At 71.1% G+C, this 25,853-nt stretch carries 27 protein-coding genes; 25 read left to right on the forward strand and 2 right to left on the reverse strand.

Annotated elements, in window-relative coordinates; all coding sequences use genetic code 11:
* The first annotated feature begins 242 nt into the window (after nucleotides 1–242).
* Genes H8N03_RS17245 through serA form a run of 8 tightly spaced genes read left to right on the forward strand, consistent with a single transcriptional unit; the run spans nucleotide 243 to nucleotide 7,948 of the window.
* A complete protein-coding gene (locus tag H8N03_RS17245; RefSeq protein WP_187077438.1) occupies nucleotides 243–1,019 on the forward strand; it encodes a helix-turn-helix domain-containing protein in 777 nt (258 codons plus the stop codon).
* Nucleotides 1,012–2,466 (forward strand): Fe-S cluster assembly protein SufB, encoded by a 1,455-nt coding sequence (sufB, locus tag H8N03_RS17250; RefSeq protein WP_187077439.1) that lies wholly within the window; start codon nucleotides 1,012–1,014, stop codon nucleotides 2,464–2,466. The genes H8N03_RS17245 and sufB overlap by 8 nt, the downstream gene beginning before the upstream one ends.
* Before the next feature lie 23 nt (nucleotides 2,467–2,489).
* Nucleotides 2,490–3,260 carry a Fe-S cluster assembly ATPase SufC gene (gene sufC / locus H8N03_RS17255; RefSeq protein ID WP_187077440.1) on the forward strand — a complete coding sequence of 257 codons (771 nt, stop codon included), beginning with the start codon at nucleotides 2,490–2,492 and terminating at the stop codon, nucleotides 3,258–3,260.
* Nucleotides 3,261–4,475 (forward strand): SufD family Fe-S cluster assembly protein, encoded by a 1,215-nt coding sequence (locus H8N03_RS17260; protein WP_187077441.1) that lies wholly within the window; start codon nucleotides 3,261–3,263, stop codon nucleotides 4,473–4,475.
* Nucleotides 4,468–5,709: an aminotransferase class V-fold PLP-dependent enzyme gene (locus tag H8N03_RS17265; RefSeq protein ID WP_187077442.1), complete on the forward strand. Its 1,242-nt coding sequence runs from the start codon at nucleotides 4,468–4,470 to the stop codon at nucleotides 5,707–5,709. The genes H8N03_RS17260 and H8N03_RS17265 overlap by 8 nt, the downstream gene beginning before the upstream one ends.
* Nucleotides 5,706–6,170, forward strand: a complete 465-nt coding sequence (gene sufU / locus H8N03_RS17270; RefSeq protein WP_187077443.1) for a Fe-S cluster assembly sulfur transfer protein SufU — start codon at nucleotides 5,706–5,708, stop codon at nucleotides 6,168–6,170. The genes H8N03_RS17265 and sufU overlap by 4 nt, the downstream gene beginning before the upstream one ends.
* Entirely contained in the window at nucleotides 6,167–6,709 is a 543-nt protein-coding gene (sufT, locus tag H8N03_RS17275) for a putative Fe-S cluster assembly protein SufT (RefSeq protein ID WP_187077444.1), read from the forward strand. The genes sufU and sufT overlap by 4 nt, the downstream gene beginning before the upstream one ends.
* Before the next feature lie 18 nt (nucleotides 6,710–6,727).
* Nucleotides 6,728–7,948 carry a phosphoglycerate dehydrogenase gene (gene serA, locus H8N03_RS17280; protein WP_187077445.1) on the forward strand — a complete coding sequence of 407 codons (1,221 nt, stop codon included), beginning with the start codon at nucleotides 6,728–6,730 and terminating at the stop codon, nucleotides 7,946–7,948.
* A gap of 35 nt (nucleotides 7,949–7,983) precedes the next feature.
* Here the strand turns inward: serA and H8N03_RS17285 are convergent, their stop codons facing one another.
* Together H8N03_RS17285 and H8N03_RS17290 are read right to left on the reverse strand one after the other, a co-directional pair.
* Nucleotides 7,984–9,252, reverse strand: a complete 1,269-nt coding sequence (locus H8N03_RS17285) for a sensor histidine kinase (RefSeq protein WP_187077446.1) — start codon at nucleotides 9,250–9,252, stop codon at nucleotides 7,984–7,986.
* A gap of 44 nt (nucleotides 9,253–9,296) precedes the next feature.
* A complete protein-coding gene (locus tag H8N03_RS17290; protein WP_187077447.1) occupies nucleotides 9,297–10,187 on the reverse strand; it encodes a LysR family transcriptional regulator in 891 nt (296 codons plus the stop codon).
* A gap of 98 nt (nucleotides 10,188–10,285) precedes the next feature.
* Between H8N03_RS17290 and H8N03_RS17295 the strand changes: the two genes are divergently transcribed.
* From H8N03_RS17295 to H8N03_RS17375, 17 genes are all read left to right on the forward strand, one after another.
* Entirely contained in the window at nucleotides 10,286–10,987 is a 702-nt protein-coding gene (locus tag H8N03_RS17295) for a CBS domain-containing protein (RefSeq protein WP_187077448.1), read from the forward strand.
* A 134-nt stretch (nucleotides 10,988–11,121) separates the two neighbouring features.
* Nucleotides 11,122–12,102 (forward strand): Bug family tripartite tricarboxylate transporter substrate binding protein, encoded by a 981-nt coding sequence (locus tag H8N03_RS17300; RefSeq protein ID WP_187077449.1) that lies wholly within the window; start codon nucleotides 11,122–11,124, stop codon nucleotides 12,100–12,102.
* A 43-nt stretch (nucleotides 12,103–12,145) separates the two neighbouring features.
* A complete protein-coding gene (locus H8N03_RS17305; protein WP_187077450.1) occupies nucleotides 12,146–12,811 on the forward strand; it encodes a response regulator in 666 nt (221 codons plus the stop codon).
* Nucleotides 12,792–14,195 (forward strand): sensor histidine kinase, encoded by a 1,404-nt coding sequence (locus H8N03_RS17310; protein WP_187077451.1) that lies wholly within the window; start codon nucleotides 12,792–12,794, stop codon nucleotides 14,193–14,195. Before H8N03_RS17305 ends, H8N03_RS17310 begins: the two co-directional genes overlap by 20 nt.
* Nucleotides 14,196–15,164 carry a Bug family tripartite tricarboxylate transporter substrate binding protein gene (locus tag H8N03_RS17315; RefSeq protein ID WP_187077452.1) on the forward strand — a complete coding sequence of 323 codons (969 nt, stop codon included), beginning with the start codon at nucleotides 14,196–14,198 and terminating at the stop codon, nucleotides 15,162–15,164.
* Nucleotides 15,165–15,216: 52 nt separating this feature from the next.
* Nucleotides 15,217–15,627, forward strand: a complete 411-nt coding sequence (locus tag H8N03_RS17320; protein ID WP_187077453.1) for a DUF1924 domain-containing protein — start codon at nucleotides 15,217–15,219, stop codon at nucleotides 15,625–15,627.
* Between the two features lie 7 nt (nucleotides 15,628–15,634).
* Nucleotides 15,635–16,108: a diheme cytochrome c gene (locus H8N03_RS17325; protein WP_187077454.1), complete on the forward strand. Its 474-nt coding sequence runs from the start codon at nucleotides 15,635–15,637 to the stop codon at nucleotides 16,106–16,108.
* A complete protein-coding gene (locus H8N03_RS17330) occupies nucleotides 16,080–16,775 on the forward strand; it encodes a cytochrome b/b6 domain-containing protein (protein ID WP_187077455.1) in 696 nt (231 codons plus the stop codon). Before H8N03_RS17325 ends, H8N03_RS17330 begins: the two co-directional genes overlap by 29 nt.
* Before the next feature lie 4 nt (nucleotides 16,776–16,779).
* Nucleotides 16,780–17,448 carry a winged helix-turn-helix domain-containing protein gene (locus H8N03_RS17335; protein ID WP_187077456.1) on the forward strand — a complete coding sequence of 223 codons (669 nt, stop codon included), beginning with the start codon at nucleotides 16,780–16,782 and terminating at the stop codon, nucleotides 17,446–17,448.
* Nucleotides 17,445–18,794, forward strand: a complete 1,350-nt coding sequence (locus H8N03_RS17340) for an ATP-binding protein (RefSeq protein WP_187077457.1) — start codon at nucleotides 17,445–17,447, stop codon at nucleotides 18,792–18,794. The genes H8N03_RS17335 and H8N03_RS17340 overlap by 4 nt, the downstream gene beginning before the upstream one ends.
* Nucleotides 18,795–18,857: 63 nt before the next feature.
* Nucleotides 18,858–18,998 carry a hypothetical protein gene (locus tag H8N03_RS17345; protein ID WP_187077458.1) on the forward strand — a complete coding sequence of 47 codons (141 nt, stop codon included), beginning with the start codon at nucleotides 18,858–18,860 and terminating at the stop codon, nucleotides 18,996–18,998.
* Between the two features lie 44 nt (nucleotides 18,999–19,042).
* Nucleotides 19,043–19,960, forward strand: coding sequence for a tRNA 2-thiocytidine(32) synthetase TtcA (ttcA, locus tag H8N03_RS17350; RefSeq protein ID WP_187077459.1), 918 nt, complete (start codon nucleotides 19,043–19,045; stop codon nucleotides 19,958–19,960).
* Between the two features lie 40 nt (nucleotides 19,961–20,000).
* Nucleotides 20,001–20,591, forward strand: a complete 591-nt coding sequence (locus H8N03_RS17355; RefSeq protein WP_255428263.1) for a DUF4136 domain-containing protein — start codon at nucleotides 20,001–20,003, stop codon at nucleotides 20,589–20,591.
* Nucleotides 20,592–20,645: 54 nt separating this feature from the next.
* On the forward strand, nucleotides 20,646–21,290 hold the full coding sequence (locus H8N03_RS17360) for a histidine phosphatase family protein (RefSeq protein ID WP_187077461.1): 645 nt from the start codon (nucleotides 20,646–20,648) through the stop codon (nucleotides 21,288–21,290).
* Complete coding sequence (locus H8N03_RS17365) at nucleotides 21,259–22,452, forward strand: DSD1 family PLP-dependent enzyme (RefSeq protein ID WP_187077462.1); 1,194 nt, start codon at nucleotides 21,259–21,261, stop codon at nucleotides 22,450–22,452. Before H8N03_RS17360 ends, H8N03_RS17365 begins: the two co-directional genes overlap by 32 nt.
* A 19-nt stretch (nucleotides 22,453–22,471) precedes the next feature.
* Nucleotides 22,472–24,268, forward strand: coding sequence for a lysoplasmalogenase family protein (locus H8N03_RS17370; RefSeq protein ID WP_187077463.1), 1,797 nt, complete (start codon nucleotides 22,472–22,474; stop codon nucleotides 24,266–24,268).
* A 130-nt stretch (nucleotides 24,269–24,398) separates the two neighbouring features.
* Nucleotides 24,399–25,841, forward strand: a complete 1,443-nt coding sequence (locus H8N03_RS17375; RefSeq protein WP_435531671.1) for an iron-containing redox enzyme family protein — start codon at nucleotides 24,399–24,401, stop codon at nucleotides 25,839–25,841.
* Nucleotides 25,842–25,853 lie beyond the last annotated feature (12 nt).

Genomic DNA, 25,853 nt, shown 5'->3' on the forward strand with positions numbered 1-25,853 from the left:
ATATTTCCGGTACCGCGCAAGGGACATCGGGAGAATTGAACACAGCACCTGTACTGGCGGCATGGTCACTGTCGCCATGCAACGGTTGCGAGCCTAGAATAGATTCATCTTCTATGCATCTTTAACTTGCCGACCATGAAGCGCGCCGCCGAACTCCAGCCGCTCTCGACGACCATCAGGGGATCCGGCTCGCCGGCATTCCTCGCGCAGGCCGCGTCTGCTGCGCAGGATGGAGGCACGGCATGAACCCCGCCTCCAGCCAGCCCGTGGACAAGGGCCTCGCGGCCTCGATCGCCAGTGCCTGCCAAGCCTGGCAGAGCGGGGATCCCTGCGTTCCCTGCGCGCTCGCGGCCGGCGCCGATCCATCCGGCCTGCCGCAGGTCGCGTCCAGGCGCGTGAAGCGGCGGCAGCCGCTCTACCTCGAGGGCGACCCGTTCGTGTCCATCTACGCGGTTCGGACCGGGACGTTCAAGTCCGCGTTCTGTACCCTGGACGCGCACGAGCAGGTCACCGGCTTCCAGGTGGCGGGCGAGGTCCTGGGCCTCGATGGCCTCGGACACGGCCGCCACGCCACGTCGGCCATCGCACTGGAAGACTCGGAAGTCGTCGCCCTCCCCTACGCGGTCTCCGCGCAGGGGCGGCCGGGAGAACTGCAACGGATCCTGCCGGGGCTGCTCGGTCGCGAACTGGTGCGCAGCCAGAAGCTCGCCGTGCTGCTTTCGGCCATGGGTGCCGAACAACGGCTGGCCTCCTTTCTCCTGAACCTGTCGCGCCGGATGGAGACGCGCGGCTATTCGGCCAGCCAGTTCAACCTGCGCATGACGCGCAGCGAGATCGGCAGCTACCTGGGCCTGAAGGTCGAAACCGTCAGCCGCGCCTTCTCGGCCATGCAGCGCCGCGGCATGCTGGAGGTGAGCGGTCGCCACGTGTGGCTGCTGGATCGTCCCGCGCTCCTGCGCTTGTTCGATACGGCGGCCGCCAGGCAGCGCGCCGCACTTCCGGGGGTCCGCCATGGCTGACGTCGACGCCAACGCCGCACTGGAGCGGACCCTGCAGCATGCCTACCCGCACGGCTTCGTCACCGACATCGAATCGGATGCGCTGCCTCCGGGGCTGGACGAGCACACGGTGCGCGAGATCTCGCGCCGCAAGCGCGAGCCCGGATTCCTGCTGCGCTGGCGCCTCGCCGCCTTCGCGCGGTGGCAGCAGATGGCGCATCCCGACTGGGGCAAGCTGCGCCTGGAGCCGCCGGATTTCCAGGCCCTTTCCTACTATTCCGCGCCGAAGTCGCTGAAGGACGGGCCCCGGAGCCTGGAGGAGGTCGACCCCAAGCTGCTGGAGACCTACGAGAAGCTCAACGTGCCGCTCCACGAGCGCGCCAGGCTGGCCGGCGTCGCCGTGGACGCGGTGTTCGACAGCGTTTCGGTGGGCACCACCTTCCGCGAGCAGCTGGCCGAAGCCGGCGTCATCTTCTGCTCCTTCTCGCACGCCGTGGCGAACCACCCCGAGCTGGTCGAGCGCTACCTGGGGACCGTCGTGCCTCCCGGGGACAACTTCTATGCCGCGCTGAATTCCGCGGTCTTCTCCGACGGCTCCTTCGTCTACGTGCCGGCCGGCGTGCGCTGCCCGATGGAGCTGTCCTCCTATTTCCGCATCAACGCGCGCAATACCGGCCAGTTCGAACGCACGCTGATCATCGCCGAGGCCGGCAGCGAAGTGAGCTACCTGGAAGGATGCACCGCGCCGCAGCGCGACGAGAACCAGCTGCACGCCGCCGTGGTCGAACTCGTTGCGCACGACGACGCCCGCATCAAGTATTCGACGGTGCAGAACTGGTATCCCGGCGACGAGCGCGGGCGCGGCGGCATCTACAACTTCGTGACGAAGCGCGGGCTGTGCGCCGGCAAGCGGTCGCGCATCTCCTGGACGCAGATCGAGACGGGTTCGGCGATCACCTGGAAGTATCCCAGCGTGGTGCTGCGCGGCGACGAGTCCAGCGGCGAATTCCATTCGGTCGCGGTGTCGAACCACTTCCAGCAGGCCGACACCGGCACCAAGATGATCCACCTCGGGCGCAAGACCACCAGCCGGATCGTGTCCAAGGGAATCAGCGCCGGCCACGCGCACAACAGCTACCGCGGGCTGGTGCGGGTGGCGCCCGGCGCGGAGGGCGCGCGCAACCACACGCAATGCGACTCGCTGCTGATCGGCGCGAACTGCGGAGCGCACACCTTTCCCTACGTGGAGGCCGCCCGCGAGGACGCCACCGTGGAACACGAGGCGACCACCACCCGCATCTCGGAGGAGCGTCTCTTCTACTGCCAGCAGCGCGGGATCGATGCGCAGGAGGCGACCGCACTGATCGTCGGAGGCTTCTGCCAGGCCGTGCTGGCGGAGCTGCCGATGGAATTCGCGCTCGAGGCACGCGCGCTCCTCGCCGTGTCGCTCGAAGGCGCGGTCGGCTGAAACGGAACACAAGGAAGCCATCGATGGATACGAACCAACCCGTGCTGCAGGTGCAGGACCTGCGCGTGGATGTCGCCGGCCGCACCGTGCTGCAGTCGGTCTCTCTGCAGGTGCAGCCAGGCGCCGTGGTGGTGCTCATGGGCGCCAACGGCAGCGGCAAGAGCACGCTGGGGCTGGCGCTGGCCGGCCACCCGCGCTACCCGGTGGTCGAGGGCAGTGCCACCTTCGCCGGGCAGGACCTGCTGGCCATGAGCGTGGAAGCGCGCGCGCGCGCCGGGCTTTTCCTGTCCTTCCAGTCGCCGCCGGACATCCCCGGCGTCAAGAACAACCTGTTCGTGCGCACGGCCGTCAACGCCGTGCGCGAAGCGCGCGGCGAAACGCCGCTGGACGCGTTCGACTTCCTCGGCGAGGCGCGCGGCGCGGCCCGGCGCCTGGGCCTGCAGGAGGCGATGTTGAACCGCCCCGTCAACGAAGGCTTCTCCGGGGGCGAACGCAAGCGCAACGAACTGCTGCAGCTGGCGATGCTGCGGCCGCGCCTGGCCCTCCTGGACGAGATCGATTCCGGCATGGACGTCGACGGCGTCCGTGCCACGGTGGAACTGGTAGGCGCGCTGCGCGCGCAGGGCACGGCCTTCCTGGTCGTGTCGCATTACCAGCAGATGATCGAGATGCTTGCGCCGGATGCGGTGCTGCGCCTCGCGCAGGGCCGCATCGCGCAGACCGGCGGCCTGGAACTGGTGCACGAGATCGCGCGCACGGGCTATGCGCCCGTGCCCGAGGCGCTGGAGGCCTGAATGACGGACCTGGCCCGCGCCGATTCGCATGCCGCACGCGACCGTCTGGCCGACCGGGGCTGGATCGCCCCGAAGGCGGAATTGTTCCGCCACCTCCCACCGCCGCCGGCCGCCGTCTGGCTCGGTGGCGACGCGCCGCCGTTTTCCGGGGGAGCGCTCGACGACGGGTGGTCGCTGCGCACGCTGCCCGGCGCACCGGCCGGCCGGGTGGACCTGCGCTGGTACGACGCCGCGGATCCAGGGCAGCGCATCGCGCTGTTCTCGGGGCTGCCGCCGCCCGGGGAAGACGATGCGGCCCCGTTCGCCTGGGCGCATCGCGCGCTGGTGCGGCAAGGACTCCGGGTGCGCATTGCCGCGGCCGGCGGGCCCACGCTGCTGCAACTGGATCACCGCGTGTCGCAGCCCGTGGAAGCGCCGCTGCTGGTGGTGGACCTGCTGCCGGGCGCCCGCTGCGTCCTGCTGGAAGCGCACGAGCGCCAGCCGGGGCCGCCCACGGTGCAGAACCTGCACGTGTACGTGCGGCTGGCCGAAGGCGCGAGTCTGCAGCACCTGCGCGTGGCCGCTCCGCTGGCTGCCGACCGCTGGGCGCACCACGTGCACGTGCAGGTGCAGCGCCAGGCGAGCTACGCCCAGTGCCTGCTCGCCACGGGCGGCGACTACCACCTGCAGCGCACCCTCCTCGAACTGGATGGCGAGGGCGCCTCGGCCCGTGCGGCGGGGGTGCTGCTCGCCGTCGAGGGCGGGCTCGAGCAACAGGTTCTGACGCGGCATGCCGCGGCCCGCACGCGCAGCGCGGTGGAGATGCTCGCCCTGCCGGGCGCTGCGGCCCGCGTGGTGGCCAGCGCGCACACCCGCATCGCAGCCGGCTGCGACGAGGCCCAGGCGCGCCAGCGCCTGGGCGGCATCCCGACTTCGGGGCAGCCGCGCATCGTGCTGCGCCCGCACCTGGAGATCCACCACGACCAGGTGCAGGCGGCGCACGGCGCGACCTGGGGCGCCCTGCCGGAAGAGGCGCTGTTCCATGCGCGCCAGAGGGGACTGGAGGAAACCGCGGCCAAGTCGATGATCCTGGCTGGCCTCGCGCGTTCGGTGCTGTCGCGCGCGATCGCGGACGACGATCTGCCCGAAGCGCTTCGCCTGGAGCTTGCGCTGGCCGCCGCCCTGGCGCGCCATCTCGGCACCACCGCACCTTCGACGGAGGCCTCCCATGGGTGACATGATGTCCGCAGCCATGCTGGCCGGCGGCTTCCACGGACTGGACCAGCGCGTGAACGACGCGCCGCTCGCCTACCTGGACAACGCCGCGACCACGCACATGCCGCTGTCCGTGCGGCAGGCCATGGACGCGTTCGAGGCGCACAGCCGCGCCAACATCCATCGTGGCGTCCACACGCTCAGCCAGCGGGCCACCGACGCGTTCGAGCAGGCACGCACCACGCTGAAGCGATTCGTCGGCGCCGGCGATGCGCACGAGCTGGTATTCACCTCCGGAGCGACCGACGCCCTCAACCTGGTTGCGTCCGGCCTGTCCGATGCCGCACATGCGGTGCCCGTGCTGCGGCCCGGCGACGAGATCATCACCACCGCGCTGGAGCACCACGCGAACCTCGTGCCGTGGCAGCTGGCGGCGCGTCGCAGCGGCGCGGAGCTGCTGGTGCTGCGGCCCGATGCGGGCGGCCGGTTGCATCCCGACGACCTGGCGCGGCTCGTGGGCCCGCGCACGCGGGTGTTCGCCGTCACCGCCTGCGCGAATGCGACAGGCGAGCGCCCGCCTTACGAGGAGCTGCTGGCGCTGGCGGCCGAGGCCGGCGCCCTGACGGTGCTCGACGCCGCCCAGGCCGTCGCGCACGACGTCCCGGATGTTTCACGGCTCGATTGCGACTTCATGGCCTTCTCGGGCCACAAGATGTACGGGCCCATGGGCACCGGCGCGCTGGTCGGCCGGCGTGCCGCGCTGGAAGCGCTGACGCCGCTGCGCTTCGGCGGCGACATGGTGGAATGGGTGAGCGAGGCGGACGCCGGCTTCGCCGGGCTGCCGATGCGCCTGGAAGGCGGCACGCCCAACGTGGCGGGGGCGGTCGGCCTGGCTGCCGCCGCCGACTTCATCGACGTGACGGGACGCGACCGGATCGATGCGCATGTGCGCGCCTTGCGCTCCCACGCGGTGCAGCGACTGTCGGCGCTTCCGGGCGTCACCGTGCTGGCCCCCGACGCGACGCGTTCGGCGATCGTCTCCTTCGTGGCCCGGGGCGTGCATCCGCACGACATCGGCACGCTGCTGGACCAGCGAGGCATCGCCGTGCGCACCGGACACCACTGCGCCCAGCCGCTGCTGGCCTGCCTGGGCGTCGGTCCGACCACGCGCGCGTCCTTCGCCATCTACAACACGCACGCCGAGGTCGAGCGCCTCGCCGACGCCGTCGCGCAGGCACTGGAGGTGCTGCAATGAGCCTTGTACCGGACGATCTGTACCAGGACCTGGTCCTGGAGCACAAGCGCGCGCCGCGGCACTTCGGCGAACTGGCGGCGCCCACGCACGAAGCGCAGGGGCGCAATCCGCAATGCGGCGACGAGGTGCGCGTGCAGTTGCGGATCGAGGACGACCGCGTGCGCGACATCGGCTTCAGCGGACAGGGTTGCGCCATCTGCGTTGCTTCGACCTCGATGATGACCGAGGTCATGCTGGGCAAGGAGGTGGAGGCCGCCCGCGCACTGCAGGAGCGCTTCCGCGCCGTGCTGACGGGGCAGGCCGAGCCCGGGGAGATGCCGGCGGGCAAGCTGGAGAGCCTCGCTGGCGTGCGCAACTACCCCTCGCGCGTCAAATGCGCGCTGCTGGGCTGGCACGCACTGATGCACGCTCTGGCGCAGCCGGTCGCGCCGTCTCCTGCCGTGCAGGAGCGGGAGCCATGAGGCCGCGTCGCGAAAAGGTCATCTTCCGCCGGCTGGCCGAAGTCCAGCGCATTCCCGACGGGGAAACGTTCGAAGTGGATCCCGGCACGGTCGCCGAGATCGCGCAGGCGCTCGGCTCGCATTTCACGCTCGTGATCCACGGCCAGCTCGCGCGACTGACCGGCAGCGATGCCGACGCGATCGGCAAGCCGGTGCCCGCGCCCCACCCGCTCGCCGAGGACGTTGCCTCGGACCTGACGACTCGCGTCTGGCGCACGCTCGCCACCTGCTACGACCCCGAGATTCCGGTCGACATCGTCGACCTCGGCCTCGTCTACGCCTGCGACGTTGCTCCCATGGACGACGGCCGTGCGCGGGTGGCCATCCGGATGACACTGACGGCGCCGGGCTGCGGCATGGGTGACCTGCTCGCCAACGAGGTCGCGGACAAAGTGCTTGGCCTGGACGGTGTCGGCGAGGTGAAGGTCGACATGGTGTTCGACCCGCCCTGGGACCGCTCCCGCATGTCCGAAGCGGCGCAGCTCGCCCTCGGACTCTGAACCTCCGAAGAAAGAACGATGCCCCTGAACATTCTCCTGCTCGAAGAAGTCCATCCCAGTGCGGACGCCGTGCTGCAAGCCCTGCCCACTGCGCAGATCCGGCGCCTGCGCCATGCTCCCGACGCCACCGAACTGGCGCGGCTGCTGGACGACGTCGACGTGCTCGGCGTGCGTTCGCGCACGCAACTGACCGCCGCCGTGATCGAAGCGGCACCGCGCCTGCGCGCGGTGGGCGCGTTCTGCACCGGCACCAACAACATCGACCTCGACGCCGCGGCCCGTCGGGGAATCGCCGTGTTCAACGGCCCGTTCTCCAACACCCGATCGGTGGCCGAACTGGTGATCGGCCACGCCATCCACCTGCTGCGGCGCGTGCCGGAGCGGCAGGCCGCGGCGCGCCGCGGCGAATGGATGAAGGATGCCAGGCGGTCCAATGAAATCCGCGGCAAGACCCTCGGCATCGTCGGCTACGGCAAGATCGGCACCCAGACGGGCCTGCTCGCGGAGGCCATCGGCATGCGAGTGGTGTTCCACGACGTCGAAGCCAGGCTGCCGCTCGGAAATGCCGTGGCCGCGACTAGCCTGGACAGCCTGCTGGAGGAAGCCGACGTCGTCACCTTGCACGTGCCGCAGACTCCGCAAACACGCCACCTGATCGGCGGCGCCCAACTCGCCCGGATGCGGGAAGACGCCGTCCTCATCAACCTGGCGCGAGGGCACGCGGTCGACATCGATGCCCTGCATGGCGCACTTTCGAGCGGGCGGTTGCGCGGCGCCGCGATCGACGTGTTCCCGGTGGAGCCGGCTTCCGCCGCTCATTCCTTTGAATCACCTCTTCGCGCGTTGGACAACGTGATCCTCACGCCACATGTCGGCGGCTCGACCGTCGAGGCCCAACGCAACCTGGGCGTGGAGGTTTCGGAAAAGTTGCGCGACTACCTTGTCCTGGGTGCCGTGCGCGGCAGCGTCAATCTTCCGGAGCTGGGGGTGGGCGCGCTGCGCGGCCCGGCGCGCCTGGTCCACCTGCACCAAGACCGCCCTGGCGTGATGTCACGGATCAACGGCGTTCTCGCCGCCGCTGGCCTGAACGTGGCGCAACTGCATCTGGAGACCGGCCGCGGCATCGGGGTGGCTGCAGTGGACCTGAGCGACCGCCCGACCGCCAGGATGCTGCAGGAGCTGACGCGGATCGAAGGCACCCTCCGGAGCTTCGTCGTGGGCCAGGAGCACCCCGCTTGAGCCCGGACTTGCGTTCCTGACCGCAACCTCCCGCTTCAACCGCTTTGCCCCGGGGCCACGGGCGCGGGCAGGACGATCGCGAACGTGCTCCCGCGCCCGACCTCGCTCTCCACGCGCAGCTCGCCACCCAGCAGTCCCGTGAGGCGTTTGCAGATCGCGAGCCCGAGCCCCCAGCCGCTGCCCGTGCGCGCGGCGGGATCTTCCTGGGAGAAGTCGCCAAAGATGCGCGGCAGGTTCTCCGCGTGGATGCCGCGGCCGGTGTCGCGCACGAGGATGCGGACGCGGCGTGCGGCGTCCACCTCGAAGGAAAGCGTGACGCTGCCTTCGTCGGTGAACTTGATGGCGTTGCTCACCAGGTTCGCGAGGATGCGTCCCAGCTTGGCCCGGTCCGTGCGCAGGCGCACGGACGGCGACTCGCCGGCGACCTGCAGCAGCAGGCCCCGGCTCTCCGCCTGCGGCGCGAGGCGCTGCACCTGTTCTTCCAGCAGTTCGCCGAGCGCGAACTCGCTTTCGTGCACCGCGGCCTTGCCCTGCTCGAACGACGCGAGGTCGATCACCTCCGACAACAGCTCCGCGACCGACAGCGCATGCGATTGCAGCCGCTGCGCCAGCATGGACGTGCGGCGGACCTCCGACGGGTCCGACGCCGTGCGGCGCAGGATCTCGGCGACCAGGCTGATCGACTGCAGGGGCGTGCGGATGTCGTGCGAGATCGACGCGAGCATCTGCGTCTTGCGCCGGCTGATGTCCTCGGCTTCGCGGCGGCGGCGATCCAGTTCGGCGTTCTGCTGGGCGATCTCTTCCTGGTGCCGCCGCAGTTCGCGGTTCACTTCCTGCAGGTGCGCGTTGTTCTGCTCGATGGCGAGGTCCCGCATCTCGATGGCGCCCAGCAGGAACAGCCAGCCCTGGAGGATGGCCGCGGTGAGCAGCAGGGTCACCGCGGCGAGGATGCGGTCCACCAGGTAAGGATGGCCGACGCCGAGGAACCCCCCGGGGCTTTCGACCGGCCATGCGCGGACGGCAGGAACCTGCGCGCGGTACACGATGAAGGTCACCGCGACCAGGAAGGCCGTCATGCTCCACAGGATGCGCGGCTTGCGCGAGGCCGCCGCGAAGACCAGGGGGATGCTGTACGCGACGGCGATGTTCAGCTCGATCCAGGTCGCGAAGTCCACGAGCACCAGGACGGTCATCAGCACGACGCCGATGGCGGCGGACACCGCCCGCGGCGACATGCCGCCCGCGCGTTCGCCCGGGTGCGTCCTGCGTGCGAAAGCGCGTCCATCGGTGTCTTCGGCGATCATGGGATTTCATCCTATGGGCGCTCCCACGCACGGACAAACGAATCTTATTGGTGCGATCCAGCAATGCCGTTGAAGCTCCCTGCGTCCGCGGCTTCCACGCCTGCCGCATGACGCAAGCCGCGCAAGGCGCGCGCCACCACCGCCTCGTCGGCACCTTCCGAGTAGACGGCGTACGCGGGGTAAGGGAACTCGGGCGCGCCGGGAACGCGCCTGAGCCGGCCCGACTCCAGGTGCGAGCGCACGACGCCGAGCCGGAAGTAGCCGGCCCCTCCCACGGACAGCAGGTGTTCGCGGACGAGGGGCCCGAAGTCCGAGGAGAGCGAGGGGCGCGACCATTCGGGGTACAGCAGCCGGTGCTGTTCGCCGAACTCCGGCCCCCAGTCCACGTACACGTACTCGTGCGGCTCCGGCGGTGACGCGGCCTCGTCCGTGGTCACCAGCACCAGCCGTTCCTCGATCAACAGTTCCACGCGCAGTCCGGGCCGGTGGTGCGGCGCGTAGACGATCGCGATGTCCAGCGTGCCGCTCGCGATCTGCTCCAGCAGCTTGCCGGACGAGCTGATTTCCGCGCGCACGGCCAGCTCCGGCGCTTCCTTCTTCATCCAGCCCAGCCAGTCGCGCAGGAGCGGGTCCCACAGGCTCGGTTCGCACCCGAGCACGACCACCGCATCGCGCCCCGAGGGCAGCGCGACCTGGTGGCGCGCGCGTTCCCAGACCTGGAGCAGCGCGGACGCGTAGGGCAGGAAGCGTTCACCGGCCGCGGTCAGCACGGTGCCCGCCTTGTGCCGCCGGAACAGCGGCGTGCCGAGCTGCTCCTCCAGGCTCTTGACCCTGGCACTCACCGCCGTCTGCGTGAGGTGCAGCCGCTGGGCGGCCGCGACGAAGCTGCCTTGGGCGACGATTTCCAGGAAGGTCCTGGCGAGCGCGATGTCCACGGTGTGCCTCCAATTTCCTTGCTGCCTGGCTGCAAGCGAAGTCGTTTTACCCCGCCGGTGCCGGCTCCTATATTGATGCAAATGGAAAAGGAAATGCGATGAATGCCAGCGACATCATGAGCAGCCCGGTCCTGTCGGTCGATCCGGCAACCCCGGTCCTGCAGGTCGCCGCCCTGCTGCAGGAAAGGCGCATCGGCGGGGTCCCCGTCCTCGCGGACCGGGAGCTGGTGGGCATCGTGACCGAAACGGACCTCCTGCACCGGCGGGAACTCGGCACCCAACGCCGGAACCTGTCCTCCGCATGGTGGCGGCGCGTGATGCAGCCACACCTGGCGCCGGCCTGGTACATCAAGTCGCACGGGCGGTGCGCCCGGCACGTGATGACCCGTGGCGTCGTCGTCGTGGAGCCGCGCACCTCCTTGCCGGAGATCACCCGCCTGTTCGACAAGCACGGCATCGGCCGCGTGCCGGTCGTGCAGGACCGCCGCGTGATCGGCATCGTGGCGTCGGCGGATCTCGTGCGGGCGCTGAGCCGCGGGGCGGGGCTCCCTGCGGCCGCTCCGCACCTGCCGGGTGACGACGGCATCCGCGCCGCCCTGCTCGCGGAGCTTCGCCACCAGCCGTGGTGGAACGCCAGCATCGTCGCCGTCGAGGTCAGCGGCGGCGTGGTGCGGTTCACGGGCTTCTACGACAACGACGCCCAGCGGCGCGCTTCGCTGGTCGCCGCGGAAAACATCCGCGGGGTGCGGGACGTCCAGGACGAGCGCCACCCCATGGCGGAGTTCGCGGGCATGGTCTGACGCGCACGCGCTGGTGGGCAACGGGCGGTCGGACCCGTGCGCCCGTGCCGCCGCGAAGGGCCATTGAAAGCAGCCTGAAAGGCGCGCGCCGCCAAAGTCCCTGCGCTCCGGCACGATGCCGGCCAGAGGATCCCATGAACCCGACGAGACGTACCCTCCTCGGCGCCGCCGGCGCCGCCTCCCTTGCCGGCGCGCTGCCGCTGCGGGCCTTCGCGCAGAGCTGGCCCTCCAAGCCGATCCGCTTCGTGGTGCCGTTCGCGCCGGGCGGCAGCTCCGAGATCATCGCCCGCTCCGCCGCCGCGGAGATGGCGAAGACGCTGGGCCAGAACGTTTTCGTCGACAACAAGCCGGGCGCGTCCGGCAACATCGCGATGGCCGAGGTGGCCCGCGCCGACGACCAGCACACCGTGATCCTCGGCCACATCGGCACGCTGGCCGTCAATCCCTACATGTACGACAAGCTCCCGTACGACGCCAACAAGGACTTCAAGGCGGTGAGCCTGCTCGCGAAGGTCCCGAGCCTGTACGTGGTGAATCCCGCCGTGCCCGCGAAGGACCTGAAGGAATTCATCGCCCTCGTGAAGGCGAAGCCGGGCACGATGAACTACGGCTCGGCCGGCAACGGCAGCGCCGGCCACCTCGCGATGGAATACCTGAAGATGACGGCCAACATCTTCATCACGCACATCCCGTACAAGGGCACGGGCCCGCAACTCACCGACCTGCTCGCCGGCCGGCTCGAGGCAGCCTCCGTCGGCGCCTCGGCCATCCTGCAGCACATCAAGGCCGGCAAGCTGCGCTGCATCGCCACCGGCTCCGCGCAGCGCCTGCCGCAGCTGCCCGACGTGCCCACCGTGGCGGAGCAGGGCTTCCCCGGCTTCGAGATGACGCAGTGGTACGGCCTGCTCGCCCCGGCCACCATGGCGCAGGCCAACGTGGACCGCCTGGCGGCCGAAGCGCAGAAGGCGATGAAGTCGCAGGGCGCGCTGGAGCGCCTGAACCAGGACGCGGCCCAGTCGGTGGGCGGCAGCCCCGCGCAGTTCGCGCAGTTCATCGCCAGCGAGCAGAAGCGCTGGAAGCAGGTGGTGGATCGGGCGAGAATCAAGCCCGAGTGAACAGCTGCGCTCCCGGGGCGCGGTCAACCCCGCCCTTCCCGCCATGCGCATCCTCCTGGTCGAAGACGAACACGCCCTGGGCACCTGGCTGTCCAAGGCACTGGGCGCGGCCGGGATCGTCGTGGAATGGGTCGGCGACGGTCGCACCGCGCTGGCGGCGGCCGCGGCCGGCGACCACGACGTCATCGTGCTGGACCTCGGCTTGCCGGACCGCGACGGGCAGGACGTCCTCGCGGACATCCGTCGGCGAGACCCCCGCGTGCCGACCCTGGTGCTCACGGCGCGCGACGCGCTGGACGACAAGGTGCGCGCCTTCCACGCCGGCGCCGACGACTTCCTGACCAAGCCCTTCGAGCTGCAGGAGCTGCAGGTCCGCCTGCACGCCCTCCTGCGCCGCGCGCGCGGCGTCGAAGCGGCGCGCCTCGCCTGCGGGCCCCTCGCCTACGACCTCGCGCTGCGCCGGTTCACCCTGGAAGGCCAGCCGCTGCCGCTGTCGCCGCGCGAAGCCGCGGTGCTGCGCGTGCTGCTGCAGCACGCAGGCGAACCGATGTCCAAGCAGCAGATCCTGGAACGCGTGGTGTCCGACGAAAAGGACATCCAGCCGGAGGCGGTGGAGGTCATCGTGCACAGGCTTCGCAAGCGCATCGACGGTCCCGGCCTGCGCATCACCACCTACCGGGGCCTCGGGTATGCGCTGGAAGCGGCCTAGCCGGCTGCGGCTCGCGCAGCAACTGCTGCTGCTGCTGCTCCCCATGCTGGTGCTGCTGTCCCTGGCGGAGCTGCGCCTCACGGCGCAGGACGTCCGCCGCGCCGCGGATGCCGCGTACGACCGGTCGCTGCTCGGCGCGCTCAAGTCGATCGACGCGAACGTCTCGACCGAGTCGGGCGGGCTCGCGGTGGAACTGCCCTACCGCCTGTTCGAGTTCTTCGAACTGACGGCGAGCGGGCCCGTGCAGTACCGCGTCGCGACCGCCGACGGCCTGGTCGAGCTGGGCAGCCCCGACCTGCCCGCGCCGCCGCGCAGCCTGCAGCTCGGCGTGCCGCAGTTCTACGACGGCACCTATTTCGGTTCCCCCGTGCGCATCGCCGCCTATGCGCGGGAGCTGGAGAAGCCGGCCCATGGTTCCGCCTCGCGGCAGGTGGTCATCCAGGTCGCGGAAGGAACACAGTCGCGCGACGAGTTCCGCCGCACGTTCGTGCGCCGCGCGGCCTGGTCGAACGCGGCCTTCCTCGTGCTCGCCACGTCCGCCTGCATCGTGGCCGTCGTCTTCGTGCTGCGGCCGCTGGGCCGCCTCTCGCGCGAAGTCGCGCAGCGCTCGCCCGGCGAGCTGCAGCCGCTCGCCGACGGGAACCTGCCCGGCGACGTGCGGCCGCTCGTGGACGCGATCAACCAGCACATGCAGCGCACCCATGCCCTGGGAGCACAGCAGCGCATGTTCCTGGACGACGCCTCGCACCAGCTGCGCACCCACCTGACCACCTTGCGCATGCAGGTGGACTTCGCGCTGCGCGAGCACGACCCGCGCGAGGTACGCGCCACCCTCGCCGCGTTGGGGGAGGAGCTGCAGCGCGCGACACGCAGCACCAACCAGCTCCTGAGCTTCGCGCGCAGCGAAGCCGTCGACCTGCACCTGGCCTTCTTCGATGCGCGCGAACTCCTGCAGGAGGTGGCGCGCCAGTTCCTCCCGACCGCGCGCGCCAAGGGCCTCGACCTCGGCGTGGAGGCCGAGGCGCTGCAGGCGCGGGGCGACGCCGCCTTGCTGCGCGAGGCCCTGGTGAACCTGGTGGCCAACGCCGTCGGGTACGTGCCGGAGGGGAGCATCACCTTGCGCGCCGCGGAAGATGCGAGCGGCTGGAGCCTGTCCGTGGAGGACACCGGCCCCGGCCTGCCGGCGGAGCTGCAGGGCCGCGCGGGCTCGCGCTTCGCGCGCGGCCAGGGCGGCCGCGCGGGCGGCTCGGGGCTGGGCCTCGCGATCGCGGGGGCGATCGCCGCCCGCCACGCCGGCACCTTGCGGCTGGAGGCCGGCGCGGACGGCCGCGGCCTCGTCGCGACCCTGCGTTGGCCGCGCGCCTCGACGGTGCGGGAGAACTGAATGCGCATTCGTGTCCCACTGGTCCTGCTTGCCACGCTGGTCGCGGCGTGCGCCCACGCCGCGCCGCGCACGGAGTGCATCGCGCCGGCCAAGGCCGAAGGCGGTTTCGACCTCACCTGCCAGCTCCTGCGCGACCTGCTGCGCCTGCCCGCGGCGGCGCCACCCGCCGACGTGGACGTGCGCTACCTGCCCGGCGGGATCGGCGCGGTGGCCTTCGACCGCGCGGTCACGCAGCGCTGGAGCGACCCGCGCACGGTGGTCGCCTTCTCCACCGGATCGCTCGTCAACCTCGCGCAGGGCAAGTTCGGCCCGCATCCGCCGGATGCGGTGCGCTGGCTGGCGACGCTCGGCACCGAGTACGGCGTCGTGGCCGTGCGCCGCAATTCGCAGATCGACTCGCTGTCGACGCTGCGCATGCGCCTGCGGGCGGATCCGGCAGGCCTGGTCTTCGGAGCCGGCGGCGGCGTGGGCAGCCAGGACTGGATCAAGGCGGCCTTGCTCGTGAAGGCGGCCGGCAAGGACCACCGCGCGATGCGCTTCGTGTCGTTCGAAGGCGGCGGCCAGGCCGTCGCCGCCCTGCGAGGCGGGCACGTGGACGTCTTCTGCGGCGATGCCGCCGAAGCGACGAAGGCCTTCCTGGCGGGGGAGATCAAGCTCGTCGCAGTGCTCGCGCCGCAGCGCCTCGCCGGGCCGCTCGCGCACGTGCCGACCGCGCGCGAACAGGGCCTGGACCTCACCTGGCCGACGGTCCGCGGGCTGTACATGGGACCGGACGTGCCCGCGCGCGACTACGAGGACTGGGTTCGCACGCTGCGCCGGATCATGGCGACGCCGGAATTCGCCCGCGCCACGCGCGCCCGCGGGCTGGAACCCCGGCCGATGGCCGGCGCCGAAGTCGAGCAATACGTGCGTGCGGAGGTGGAACGCATGCGCGAACTGGCACGGTCGCTGCACCTGCCGGTTCGCTGACGGACGGATGCGTTAAGAAAACGCTAAGCCCCCCTCCGCACCATCGGCATCCATGGAGATGCCGAACCTTTCCCCCCTTCGCCGCGGCGCCCTCGCCGCGCTCCTGACCGCCTGCGGTGCCGCGGCCCATGCCGCCGGCCCCGCGGAGCTCGCCGCGGGCTACGCGGCGCAGGCCGCCGCCCCGCCCTCCGCGGCGCGCGGCGAGCAGTTCTTCACCCAGGCGCACGGGCGCGAGTGGAGCTGCGCCTCCTGCCACGGCACGCCGCCCACCGCGAGCGGCAAGCACGCCGCCACGGGCAAGTCCATCGCGCCGCTCGCGCCCGCCTTCAACCCGGACCGCTTCACCGACCCCGCGAAGGTGGAGAAATGGTTCCGCCGCAACTGCAACGACGTCGCCGGGCGCGAGTGCAGCGCCGGCGAGAAGGCCGACGTGCTGGCCTGGTTGATGACGCTCAAGAAGTGAGGCCGCCATGCATGCCAGACTGAACCTCAAAGGCTGCGTGGCCGCAGCGCTCGCCGTCGCGGCGGTGGTCCCGGCCCTGGCCGACGAACGCCGCGCCGCCGTGCCCCTGCTGCCCCAGTACCGCTCGGAATGCGCCGCCTGCCACATCGCCTACCCGCCCGGCATGCTGCCGGCCGCGTCGTGGCAGCGGCTGATGGCGAACCTGCCGCAGCACTTCGGCACGGATGCCTCGCTCGACGCGGCCACCGTCCAGTCCATCTCGCACTGGCTGCAGGCCAACGCGGGCACTTACAAGCGCGTGCGCGAGGAGCCGCCGCAGGACCGCATCACGCGCTCGGCCTGGTTCCAGCGCAAGCACGACGATGTTTCGCCGGCCACGTGGAAGCTCCCCGCCGTGAAGAGCCCCGCCAATTGCGCCGCCTGCCACACCACCGCCGACCAGGGAGTCTTCGATGAACACCGTGTCCGCATCCCCCGCTGAACGCAAGCCGCGCACCCTGGTGTGGGACCTGCCCACCCGCCTGTTCCACTGGCTGCTGGCCGGCAGCTTTGCCGTCGCCTGGATCAGCGCGGAGAGCGAGCGCTGGCAGCTCGTGCACGTCACCGCCGGCTACACGGTCGCGGGTCTCGTCGTGTTCCGCCTGCTGTGGGGCCTGGTGGGCACGCGGCACGCGCGCTTCACGGACTTCGTGCGCGGCCCGCGCGCGGTGCTCGGCTACCTGCGCTCGCTGGCGAGCGGCCGCCCCGAACACCACGCCGGGCACAACCCCGCGGGCGCGCTGGCGATCGTCGGCCTGCTCGCGCTCGCCGCGCTGACCACGGCGACGGGGTGGGCGAACTACGCCGACCTGGGCGGACACTGGCTGGAGGAAGTGCACGAGGCCCTCGCGAGCGGCATGCTGGCGCTGGTGGCCGTGCACATCGTCGCCGTCGTCGTGAGCAGCCGCCTGCACCACGAAAACCTGGTGGCGTCCATGGTCCACGGCCGCAAGCCGGTCCCGCCCACCGAAGGCATCCGCAGTGCCCGGCGCACCGTCGGCGCGCTGATGCTCGTGGCAGTGCTGGGGTTCTGGTGGACGCAGTGGCAATCGGCGCCCGCGAACGGCGGCGCGACGCCGTTCGCGAGCCAGGCCGAAGAGGACGACTGAAGCCATGCGCATCCTGCTCGTCGAGGACGACGCGCTGCTCGGGGACGGGCTGCAATCCGGCCTGCGCCAGCTCGGGTTCGCGGTGGACTGGGTGCGCGACGGCGACGCGGCGGAGCGCGAGCTGCGCAGCGGCGCGTACGCCGCCGCCGTCCTCGACCTGGGGCTGCCCCGCCGCGACGGGTTGGACGTGCTCGCGCAGGTGCGCAAGGCCGGCGTGCGCGCGCCCATTCTCGTGCTGACCGCACGCGATGCCATCCCCGACCGCGTCCGCGGCCTCGACCTCGGCGCGGACGACTACGTGCTCAAGCCCGTGGACCTGCAGGAGCTCGCGGCACGGCTGCGCGCGCTGGTGCGCCGCGCCCACGGCCAGCCGAGCGAAGTGCTCGCCCTGGACGACCTGGAGCTCGACCCCGCCGCGCGCACGGTGCGCCAGGCAGGGCGGCCGGTCGCGCTGCAGTCGCGCGAGTTCGACCTGCTGCACGCGCTGATGCTCCACGCGGGCCGCGTCCTCACGCGCGAGCAGCTGGAGCAGCACCTGTACTCCTGGGGCCGCGAGGTGGACAGCAACGCCGTGGAAGTGCACGTGCACCACCTGCGCCGCAAGCTGGGCAGCGACCGCATCCGCACCGTGCGCGGCGTGGGCTACCTGCTGCAGCGGGAGGCGCCCGGGTGACGACGCCGGCGCGTTCGCTGCAGGCGCGCCTGCTCACGCTGGTGCTGGGCACCGCGCTCTGCGTATGGCTCGCGGCCGGGGTGCTCGCCTGGCGCGATGCGCGGCACGAACTCGACGAACTGCTCGACGGCCACCTGGCGCAGGCTGCCGCGCTGCTGGTCGCGCAGCAGGCGCACGGCGAGGACGACGAGCGCATCGACGCGCCTTCGCTGCACCGCTACGCGCCGCGCGTGAGCTTCCAGGTCTTCCACGAAGGCCGCCTGGCGCTGCGTTCCGCCAATGCGCCGGCCACGCCCCTCGTCACCGGCGGCCGCCGCTCCGTGCACGGTTTCTACACCGTGGACCTCGGTGGCGAGCGCTGGCGCGTCTTCGCCACGCGCGGCGCCGAGCAGGACGTGCAGGTCTTCGTCGGCGAGCGCGAGGCGTCCCGCGCTTCCATCCTGAAGGCGGTGCTGCGCAGCACCTTGTGGCCGGTCGCCATCGCCCTGCCGCTGCTGGCGCTCGCCGCCTGGGTGGCAGTGCGCGTGGGGCTGCGGCCCCTGCGTTCGGCCGGCAAGGCCCTGGGGGCACGCGACCCGGGCGACCTGCAGGCCTTGCCGACCGAAGACGCGCCGCGCGAGGTGCGCGCGCTGCTGGAGCCGCTCAACGCGCTGTTCGCGCGCATCGCCACCCTGCTGGAGCGGGAGCGCCGCTTCACCGGCGATGCCGCGCACGAACTGCGCACGCCCATCGCGGCGATCCGCGCGCAGGCGCAGGTCGCGCTCGCCGCGGCGGACGACGCCCAGCGGCGGCATGCGCTGCAGGCGACGCTCGCGGGATGCGACCGCGCGACGCGGCTCGTCGAGCAGCTGCTCACGCTGTCTCGGCTGGAAGCGGGAGCCGCGCCCGCCGCGCGCCGGGTGGACCTGGCAGAGGTCGTCCGCGGCGTGATCGCGGACCTGGCGCCGGCGAGCCTCGCGCGCGGGCAGTCGCTGGAACTCGAAGCGCCCGGCGCCGCATCGGTGCTGGGGGACGAAACGCTGCTGGCCGTGCTGGCCCGCAACGCAATCGACAACGCCATCCGCTACGGCCCGGACGGTGCGCGGATCCTCGTGCAGGTGTTCCCGCGCGCCGGCCAGGTGGAATTCACCGTGGACGACAGCGGCCCCGGGCTGCCGCCGGAACAGCTGCGGCGCCTGGGCGAGCGCTTCTTCCGCGGGGAAGGCACGGGGGCGAGCGGCAGCGGCCTGGGCTGGTCCATCCTCCAGCGCATCGCCGCAGCCCACGGCGGCAGCGTGCACGCGAGCCGGTCCGGGCGGCTCGGCGGGCTGGCGGTGCAGGCGCTGTTCCCGGCGGCGCGCGGGTAAGGGGCAGCCGTCGCCGCCCCTTCGCCGGAATGCGCCCGCCCCGGCCGCTCGGGACACTGGGGCATGCGCATCCTCCTCATCGCGGTCCTGCTGGCCCTCGCCGGCTGCACCATCCCCTTCACGCCCGGCGACGCCAAGCCGGCCACGTACACCCCGTCGGATCCCGTCCGGGCCGCCAGCTCGCCGGGCCCGTCCCGGTATTGACCCAGCCCGGGCGTCTTCCGCCGCCGGGTGAGAAAATGCGGCGCATGAGCGCCGTCTGGATCCCCCAAGAACCGTCCCCCGAGGCGGACCGCCGCATCGAGCGCGAGAACCACAAGCTCGAGAAGCGCCTGTGCCGGCTCATGGGCCAGGCCATAGTCGACTACAACATGATCGAGGCCGGCGACAAGGTCATGGTCTGCCTCTCGGGTGGCAAGGACAGCTATGCCTTGCTGGACATCCTGCTGAAGCTGCAGCGGCGCGCGCCGGTGCACTTCGACATCGTGGCGGTCAACCTGGACCAGAAGCAGCCCGGCTTCCCCGAGCACATCCTCCCCGGATACCTGAAGTCCCTCGGCGTCCCCTTCCACATCGAGGAGCAGGACACCTACTCCATCGTCAAGGACAAGATCCCCGAGGGCAAGACGATGTGCAGCCTGTGCAGCCGGCTGCGCCGCGGCATCCTGTACCGGGTGGCGGACGAACTGGGCGCGACCAAGATCGCCCTGGGCCACCACCGCGACGACATGCTGCAGACGCTCTTCCTGAACATGTTCTTCGGCGGCAAGCTCAAGGGCATGCCGCCGAAGCTGGTGTCCGACGACGGCAGGCACATGGTGATCCGGCCCCTGGCCTACGTGGACGAGAAGGACCTGGTGCGCTGGGCCGAGGTGCAGGCCTTCCCCATCATCCCGTGCACGCTGTGCGGCAGCCAGGAGAACCTGCAGCGCAAGCAGGTCGGCGCCATGCTGAAGGAATGGGACAAGCGCTTCCCCGGCCGCCTGGACAACATGCTCCACGCGTTACAGAACGTGGTGCCGTCCCACCTGGCGGACGCATCCCTGTACGATTTCAAGGGCCTGGTCGCCCATGGCGAGGCCGACCCGGAGGGGGACCGTGCCTTCGACCACGAAGACTTCCCCGCCCCGGCCGCCCTGCCCGCGCTCCAGGTCATCAAGCTCTGAGGCGCCGCGCCTCGCCATGGGAGGCCGCATGCTGCGTACGATGAAGTTCCTGGTCGCCGCCGCGGCCGCCGTGCTCCTGTTCACCGGGTGCGCGAACACCTACCTGCTGGACAACCAGGTCCAGTCCTTCTCGCAGCTGCCGGCCCTGCCGGCGCAGCCGACCTTCCGCTACGAGCGCTCGCTCGCGCAGCAGGCGGACCCAACGCAGCCCGGGCTGGAGGCCCTGGCCGACGCCGCGCTGTTCCGCGCGGGCCTGCGCCGCGACGACACCGCGCCGCAGTTCAGCGTGCAGGTGAGCGCCCGCACCGAGCAGGTGCTGTCCCCCTATGCCGACCCGTACTGGGGCTGGCCCGGCGGCTGGAGCATCGGCATCGGCGGGCACCACGGCGCCATCGGCTTCGGCGGCCCCTGGCCGCGGGCGGACTCCTACTGGTTCCGCCGGGAGGTGGGCGTCATCATCCGCGAGCTGTCGTCCAACCGCGTCGTCTACGAGACCCATGCGCTCAGCGACGGGCCGGTCCTGGACAACCGGGTGGTGCTGCCCGCCATGTTCGACGCGGCGATGCAGGGCTTCCCCCACCCGCCGCCCGGACCGCGCCGCGTCGCCATCCAGCTCGGGGCCAATTCGTAACACGTCCATCCGGCCGGGTTGGTTTCCGCGGCGCCCTCCCTACAATGCAACGCCATGGAAGCCACTCGCATCATTGCCGTGCGGCATGGCGAGACGGCCTGGAACGTGGACTCGCGCATCCAGGGCCAGCTCGACATCCAGCTGAACGACACCGGGCGGTGGCAAGCGCGCCGCGTGGGCCATGCCCTCGCCGCCGAACCGCTCAGCGCCGTGTATTCCAGCGACCTCGGTCGCGCCCATGAAACCGCCCGCGCCATCGCGGACGCCTCCGGCGTGCCGGTGGTGGCCCATCCCGGCCTGCGCGAGCGCCGCTTCGGCATGTTCGAAGGCAAGACCTTCGACGAGATCCAGCAGAACTGGCCGGAAGACGCGCTGAACTGGAAGAAGCGCATCCCCGAGTGGCAACCGCCGCAGGGCGGCGAGTCGCTGCTGCAGCTGCGCGAGCGCGTCACGCGCACGGTGAGCGACCTCGCCGCCCGCCATTGCGGCGAACAGATCGCCGTGGTGGCCCACGGGGGCGTGCTCGACGCCCTCTACCGCATCGCCACGGGCCAGGAAGTGAACTCGCCGCGCACGTGGCAACTGCCCAACGGGGCGATCAACCGGTTGCTGTGGACGCCCCAGGGCTTCACGCTCGTGGGCTGGTCGGACACCCAGCACCTGGACCATGCATCCTTCGACGAAAACACCTCTTTCTGAGGACCTCAAGCGGCTGGTCGGCCAGCCCGTCTCCGCCATCGATACCCCCGCGCTCGTCGTCGACCTCGACGCGATGCAGCGCAACCTGAGCCGCATGGCGGAGTTCGCGCGCAAGCACGACATCCGCTGGCGCCCGCACGCCAAGATGCACAAGAGCGCGGCCATCGCGCGGCTGCAGATGCAGGCCGGCGCGGTCGGCGTGTGCGTGCAGAAGACGAGCGAAGCCGAGGCCATGGTCGCCGGCGGCGTCTACAACGTCTACATCAGCAACGAGGTGATCGCGCCCGCCAAGCTCGCGCGCGTCGCCGACCTCGCGCACCAGGTCGCGGCCGAACGCGGCCAGCTCGCGATCGCCGTCGACAGCGTGGAAGGCGTGCGCCGCCTCGCGCACGAGATGAACGAGCGCCGCCGCGGCGGGCAGCCCGCGATCATCGACGTCTTCGTGGAGCTCGACGTGGGCCAGGGCCGCTGCGGCGTCACGCCGGGGCAGTCCGCGGTGGACCTCGCGCTGGAAGTGCGCAAGCACCCGCCCCTGCGCTTCGCCGGCCTGCAGGCCTACCACGGCAAGGCGCAGCACCTGCGCACGCCGCGCGAGCGGCGCGAAGCGATCGCGGTGGTGGCGCGCGACGTGCGCTTCACGAAGAAGCTGATCGAGGATGAAGGCGTGACGGTCGGCCTCGTCACGGGCGCCGGGACCGGCAGCATGTTGTACGAGACGGCGAGCGGCGTGTACGGCGAGCTGCAGGCCGGGTCCTTCCTGTTCATGGATGCGGACTACGCGGCCAACGAGCGCGACCCCGCGCAGCCCGCGTTCGAACACGCGCTGTTCGTGAAGTCGCAGGTCATGAGCTCCGGGCTGCTGCATGCCGTGTGCGACGCGGGCCACAAGAGCCACGCGATCGATTCCGGCCTGCCCCGGGTGCTCACGCTGGATCCCACCGGCGAACTGGAATTCGCCAACGGCGGCGACGAGCACGGCATCCTGAAGCCGGCCAACGGCAACAAGCGCGTGCCGCACCTGGACGAGACCATCTGGCTGATCCCCGGCCACTGCGATCCGACCGTGAATCTCCACAACCAGATGATCGGCGTGGTGGGCGGGCTGGTGAACGGGCGCGTGGACAAGATCATCCGGGTGGATGCCCGTGGCGCCCTGAGCTGACCTGCACCAGAATGGGGGCATGGACTTGTCCCCCACGCAGGTCATCGTCCTCGCGACACCCGTCTTCTTCCTGCTGATCGGCCTGGAGTTCGCCTGGGGCCTCTGGCGCGGGAAGAACACCTATCGCCTGAACGATGCGATCAACAGCATCTCGCTCGGCACGCTGAGCGAGATCAGCAAGGTGCTCACGCGGCTGCTGCGCGTCGGCATCTACACCGCGGTGTTCTCCTGGGTCTCGGTGTGGCACAACGAGGCCTTCTGGACCTCCATCCCGGGCTGGATCCTCGCGCTGCTGTTCTACGACTTCTGCTACTACTGGCTGCACCGCGCGGGCCACGAAGTGGCGGTGTTCTGGGCGGCGCACGTGGTGCACCACCAGAGCCAGGACTACAACCTCTCCACCGCGCTGCGCCAGACCAGCTCCGGCGCGTTGCTCGGTTGGGTGTTCTACCTGCCGATGGCGATGGCGGGCGTGCCGCCGGCGGTGTTCGCGGTGGTGGCGCTCATCGACCTTCTGTACCAGTTCTGGGTGCACACGGAGCACGTGCCCAAGCTGGGCTGGTTCGACCGCTGGTTCGTCTCTCCGTCCAACCACCGCGTGCACCACGCGGTGAACGACGAGTACCTCGATCGCAACTACGGCGGCATCCTGGTCGTGTGGGACCGCCTCTTCGGCAGCTTTCGCGAAGAGGACGCGAAGTGCGTGTACGGCACGCGCGCGCCGCTGGAAAGCTGGGACCCGCTGTGGTCCAACTTCGAGGTGTACTGGGCGCTTGCCAGGGACAGCTGGCACGCGCGCTCCTGGGGCGACAAGCTGCGCGTGTGGTTCAAGCCGCCGGGCTGGCGTCCGGCGGACGTGGCGGAGCGCTTCCCGCGCACGCCTTTCGCGATGGAGCGCGTCACGCGCTACCACCCGCCCATGACGCGCGCGGTGGCATGGTTCGCGGCGATCCAGTTCGGGCTGCTGCTGCAGGGCGCGACGCTGTTCCTGTGGCGCGCCGACCAGATGGCGCTGTCGCAGTCCGTGGTGTGGCTCGTGGCTCTCGGGGCGGCCTTGTGGGCCGTGGGTGCGGTGATGCAGGGCCGCCTCGGCATGCTGGAAGTGCTGCTGGTCGAGGCCGCGGCGCTGGCGACGGCGACGGCCGCCGACGGCATGATCGAGCTGCACCGCGTGTTCAAGCCGCTGGCGATGGTGCTGGCCATCGCGCTGGTCGCGAGCCGGCCGGGGTGGATGCGCCAGGACCGCGCCTTCGACCTGAAGCTCCTCGCGGCGCTGCTGCTGTGCCTGGCGGGCGACGTGTTCCTGATGCTGCCCGGACCGTTCATTCCGGGACTGGTGAGCTTCCTGTGCGCGCACCTGTGCTACCTGGCCTTGTTCCGGCAGGGCCAGCCGTGGTTCGCGAGCCGGCGCGCCCTCGCGGGGACGTTGGCAGCGGCCGTCGTGATGTACGCGATCCTGTTCCCGCACCTCGGGCCGGTGCTGCAGGTGGCCGTAGCGGCGTACGCGCTGGTGATCGCCCTGATGGCGGCGCAGGCGATCGGCCGCGCCACGGTGCTGCGCGATCCCGCGGCGATGGGCGTCGCGGTGGGCGCGGTGTTCTTCATGCTCAGCGACGCGCTGCTGGCGATCAACCGCTTCGCGCAGCCGCTGCCGATGGCGCAGTTCCTGGTGCTGGCGACCTATTACGTGGCGCAGGTGCTGATCGTGCGGAACGTGCGGGGGGTGGGGGCGGAGCGCTGGGGTGAGCTTCGCTCAACCCAGCCTACGAGTGCGGCGAGTGCGGCGAATGCGGCGAATGCGAGGGTGACCCCGTAGGCTGGGTTTCGCGCCAGCGAACCCCAGCAGCACCACACCCCCTGGCCCAGCCATACCGTAGGACCCACCGCACGCACACGAGCGCACCGGCCCGATGGCGCGCGACCCCACGTGATAGCACAGTGGCCGGATGCACATCGGACAACAAGAATGGCGGCAATTGCAGTCCATGCCGGGAGCGGAGGAAGCGGCGGGACCCGCTTCCTTCCACAAGGAGCTGTACCACCGACTCGCCGATCGCGAGCCTGACGAAGGCACGCGGCGCGAGGCCGCCGACTTCCTGCGCGCCAAGCTGCTGGACGTCGCGTCCGAGCCCGGCGACCTGCCGGATGCCCCCGAAGGCCTCGTCGCCTGGATGGAGCAGAACACGCGCGACGTGCACGCGCGATACGCCGCCTACCTGCAAGAGCGCAAGGCCGGCGCGCCGCGCCGCTACTTCTTCAACCGCGCCCACGCGCTCTACGTCCTGCGCTCCGTCGCACCCACCAAGCTCGTCGACGGCGCGTGGCTGTACGGCCTGCTGCCGCACTGGCAAAGCCCGCGCCTGGGCGACCTGGTCCGCACCTACGTGGAGGAACTCGGCGAAGGCGCCGTGGACAAGAACCACGTCGTGCTCTATCGCAACCTGCTGGCGCGCTACGCGCTGGACCCGCTCGACGACCTCGACGACGCGCTGTACGAACAGGGCCTCATCCAGCTGGCGCTCGCGTGGAATGCCGAGGCCTTCCTGCCGGAGGTGGTCGGCTTCAACCTCGGCTACGAGCAGCTGCCGCTGCACCTGCTGATCACCTCGTACGAATTGAACGAGCTGGGGCTCGATCCCTATTACTTCACGCTGCACGTCACCGTCGACAACGGCGACACCGGGCACGCGCGCCGCGCCTGCCAGGCCGTGCTGGACATGCTGCCGCGCCTGGACGATGGCGGCGCATTCTGGCAGCGCGTACGTGCCGGGGCGAAGCTCTCGTGCGCGGGGCTGGGCACGACCGACGTCATCGCGAGCTTCGACGGCGAGCGCGAGGCGCTGCGCATCCTCGCGCGCAAGGCGACGGCCGGCCACGGCGCGCATTCCGAATACTGCCGCGTCGCGGGCCGCAGCATCAACGACTGGCTCGGCACGCCGCAGGACATGCCCGGTTTCGTCGCGGCGCTGGAGCAGGCGGGCTGGATCCGCTTCGGCGAGCCGGCGGAGAACAGCCGCTTCTGGAGCCTGCTGCAAGGCCCGCGCGCCGAGATGTTCGGCGTGTTCTCCACCTACGAGCTGCAGGTGCTGCACGACTGGATGCGCGGCCCGGCGAGTGCCGACGGGCGCCCGTTCACGGAGACCGCGCCGGCGGGCGACAAGCCGAAGCGGCGCGCCACCTTCCGCGCGCTGGCGCGCAACGGTGCCGGCCTGGCCGCGCCGGCCGATGACGCGCTCGACCCCGACCTGATGCTGCTGCGCGAGCAGATGCGCACGGCGGACGACGAGCAGCGCACGGCCTTGCTGGTGCGGGCCATGTCGCCCGCGCAGCACTGGACGCCGGCGGGGCTGGAGGCGACGCGGGTGTTCTGGGGGGCGCTGGCGGGGTAAGCGCCCACCGGT

Source organism: Ramlibacter cellulosilyticus (assembly GCF_014297465.1).
GTDB classification, from domain to species: domain Bacteria; phylum Pseudomonadota; class Gammaproteobacteria; order Burkholderiales; family Burkholderiaceae_C; genus Ramlibacter; species Ramlibacter cellulosilyticus.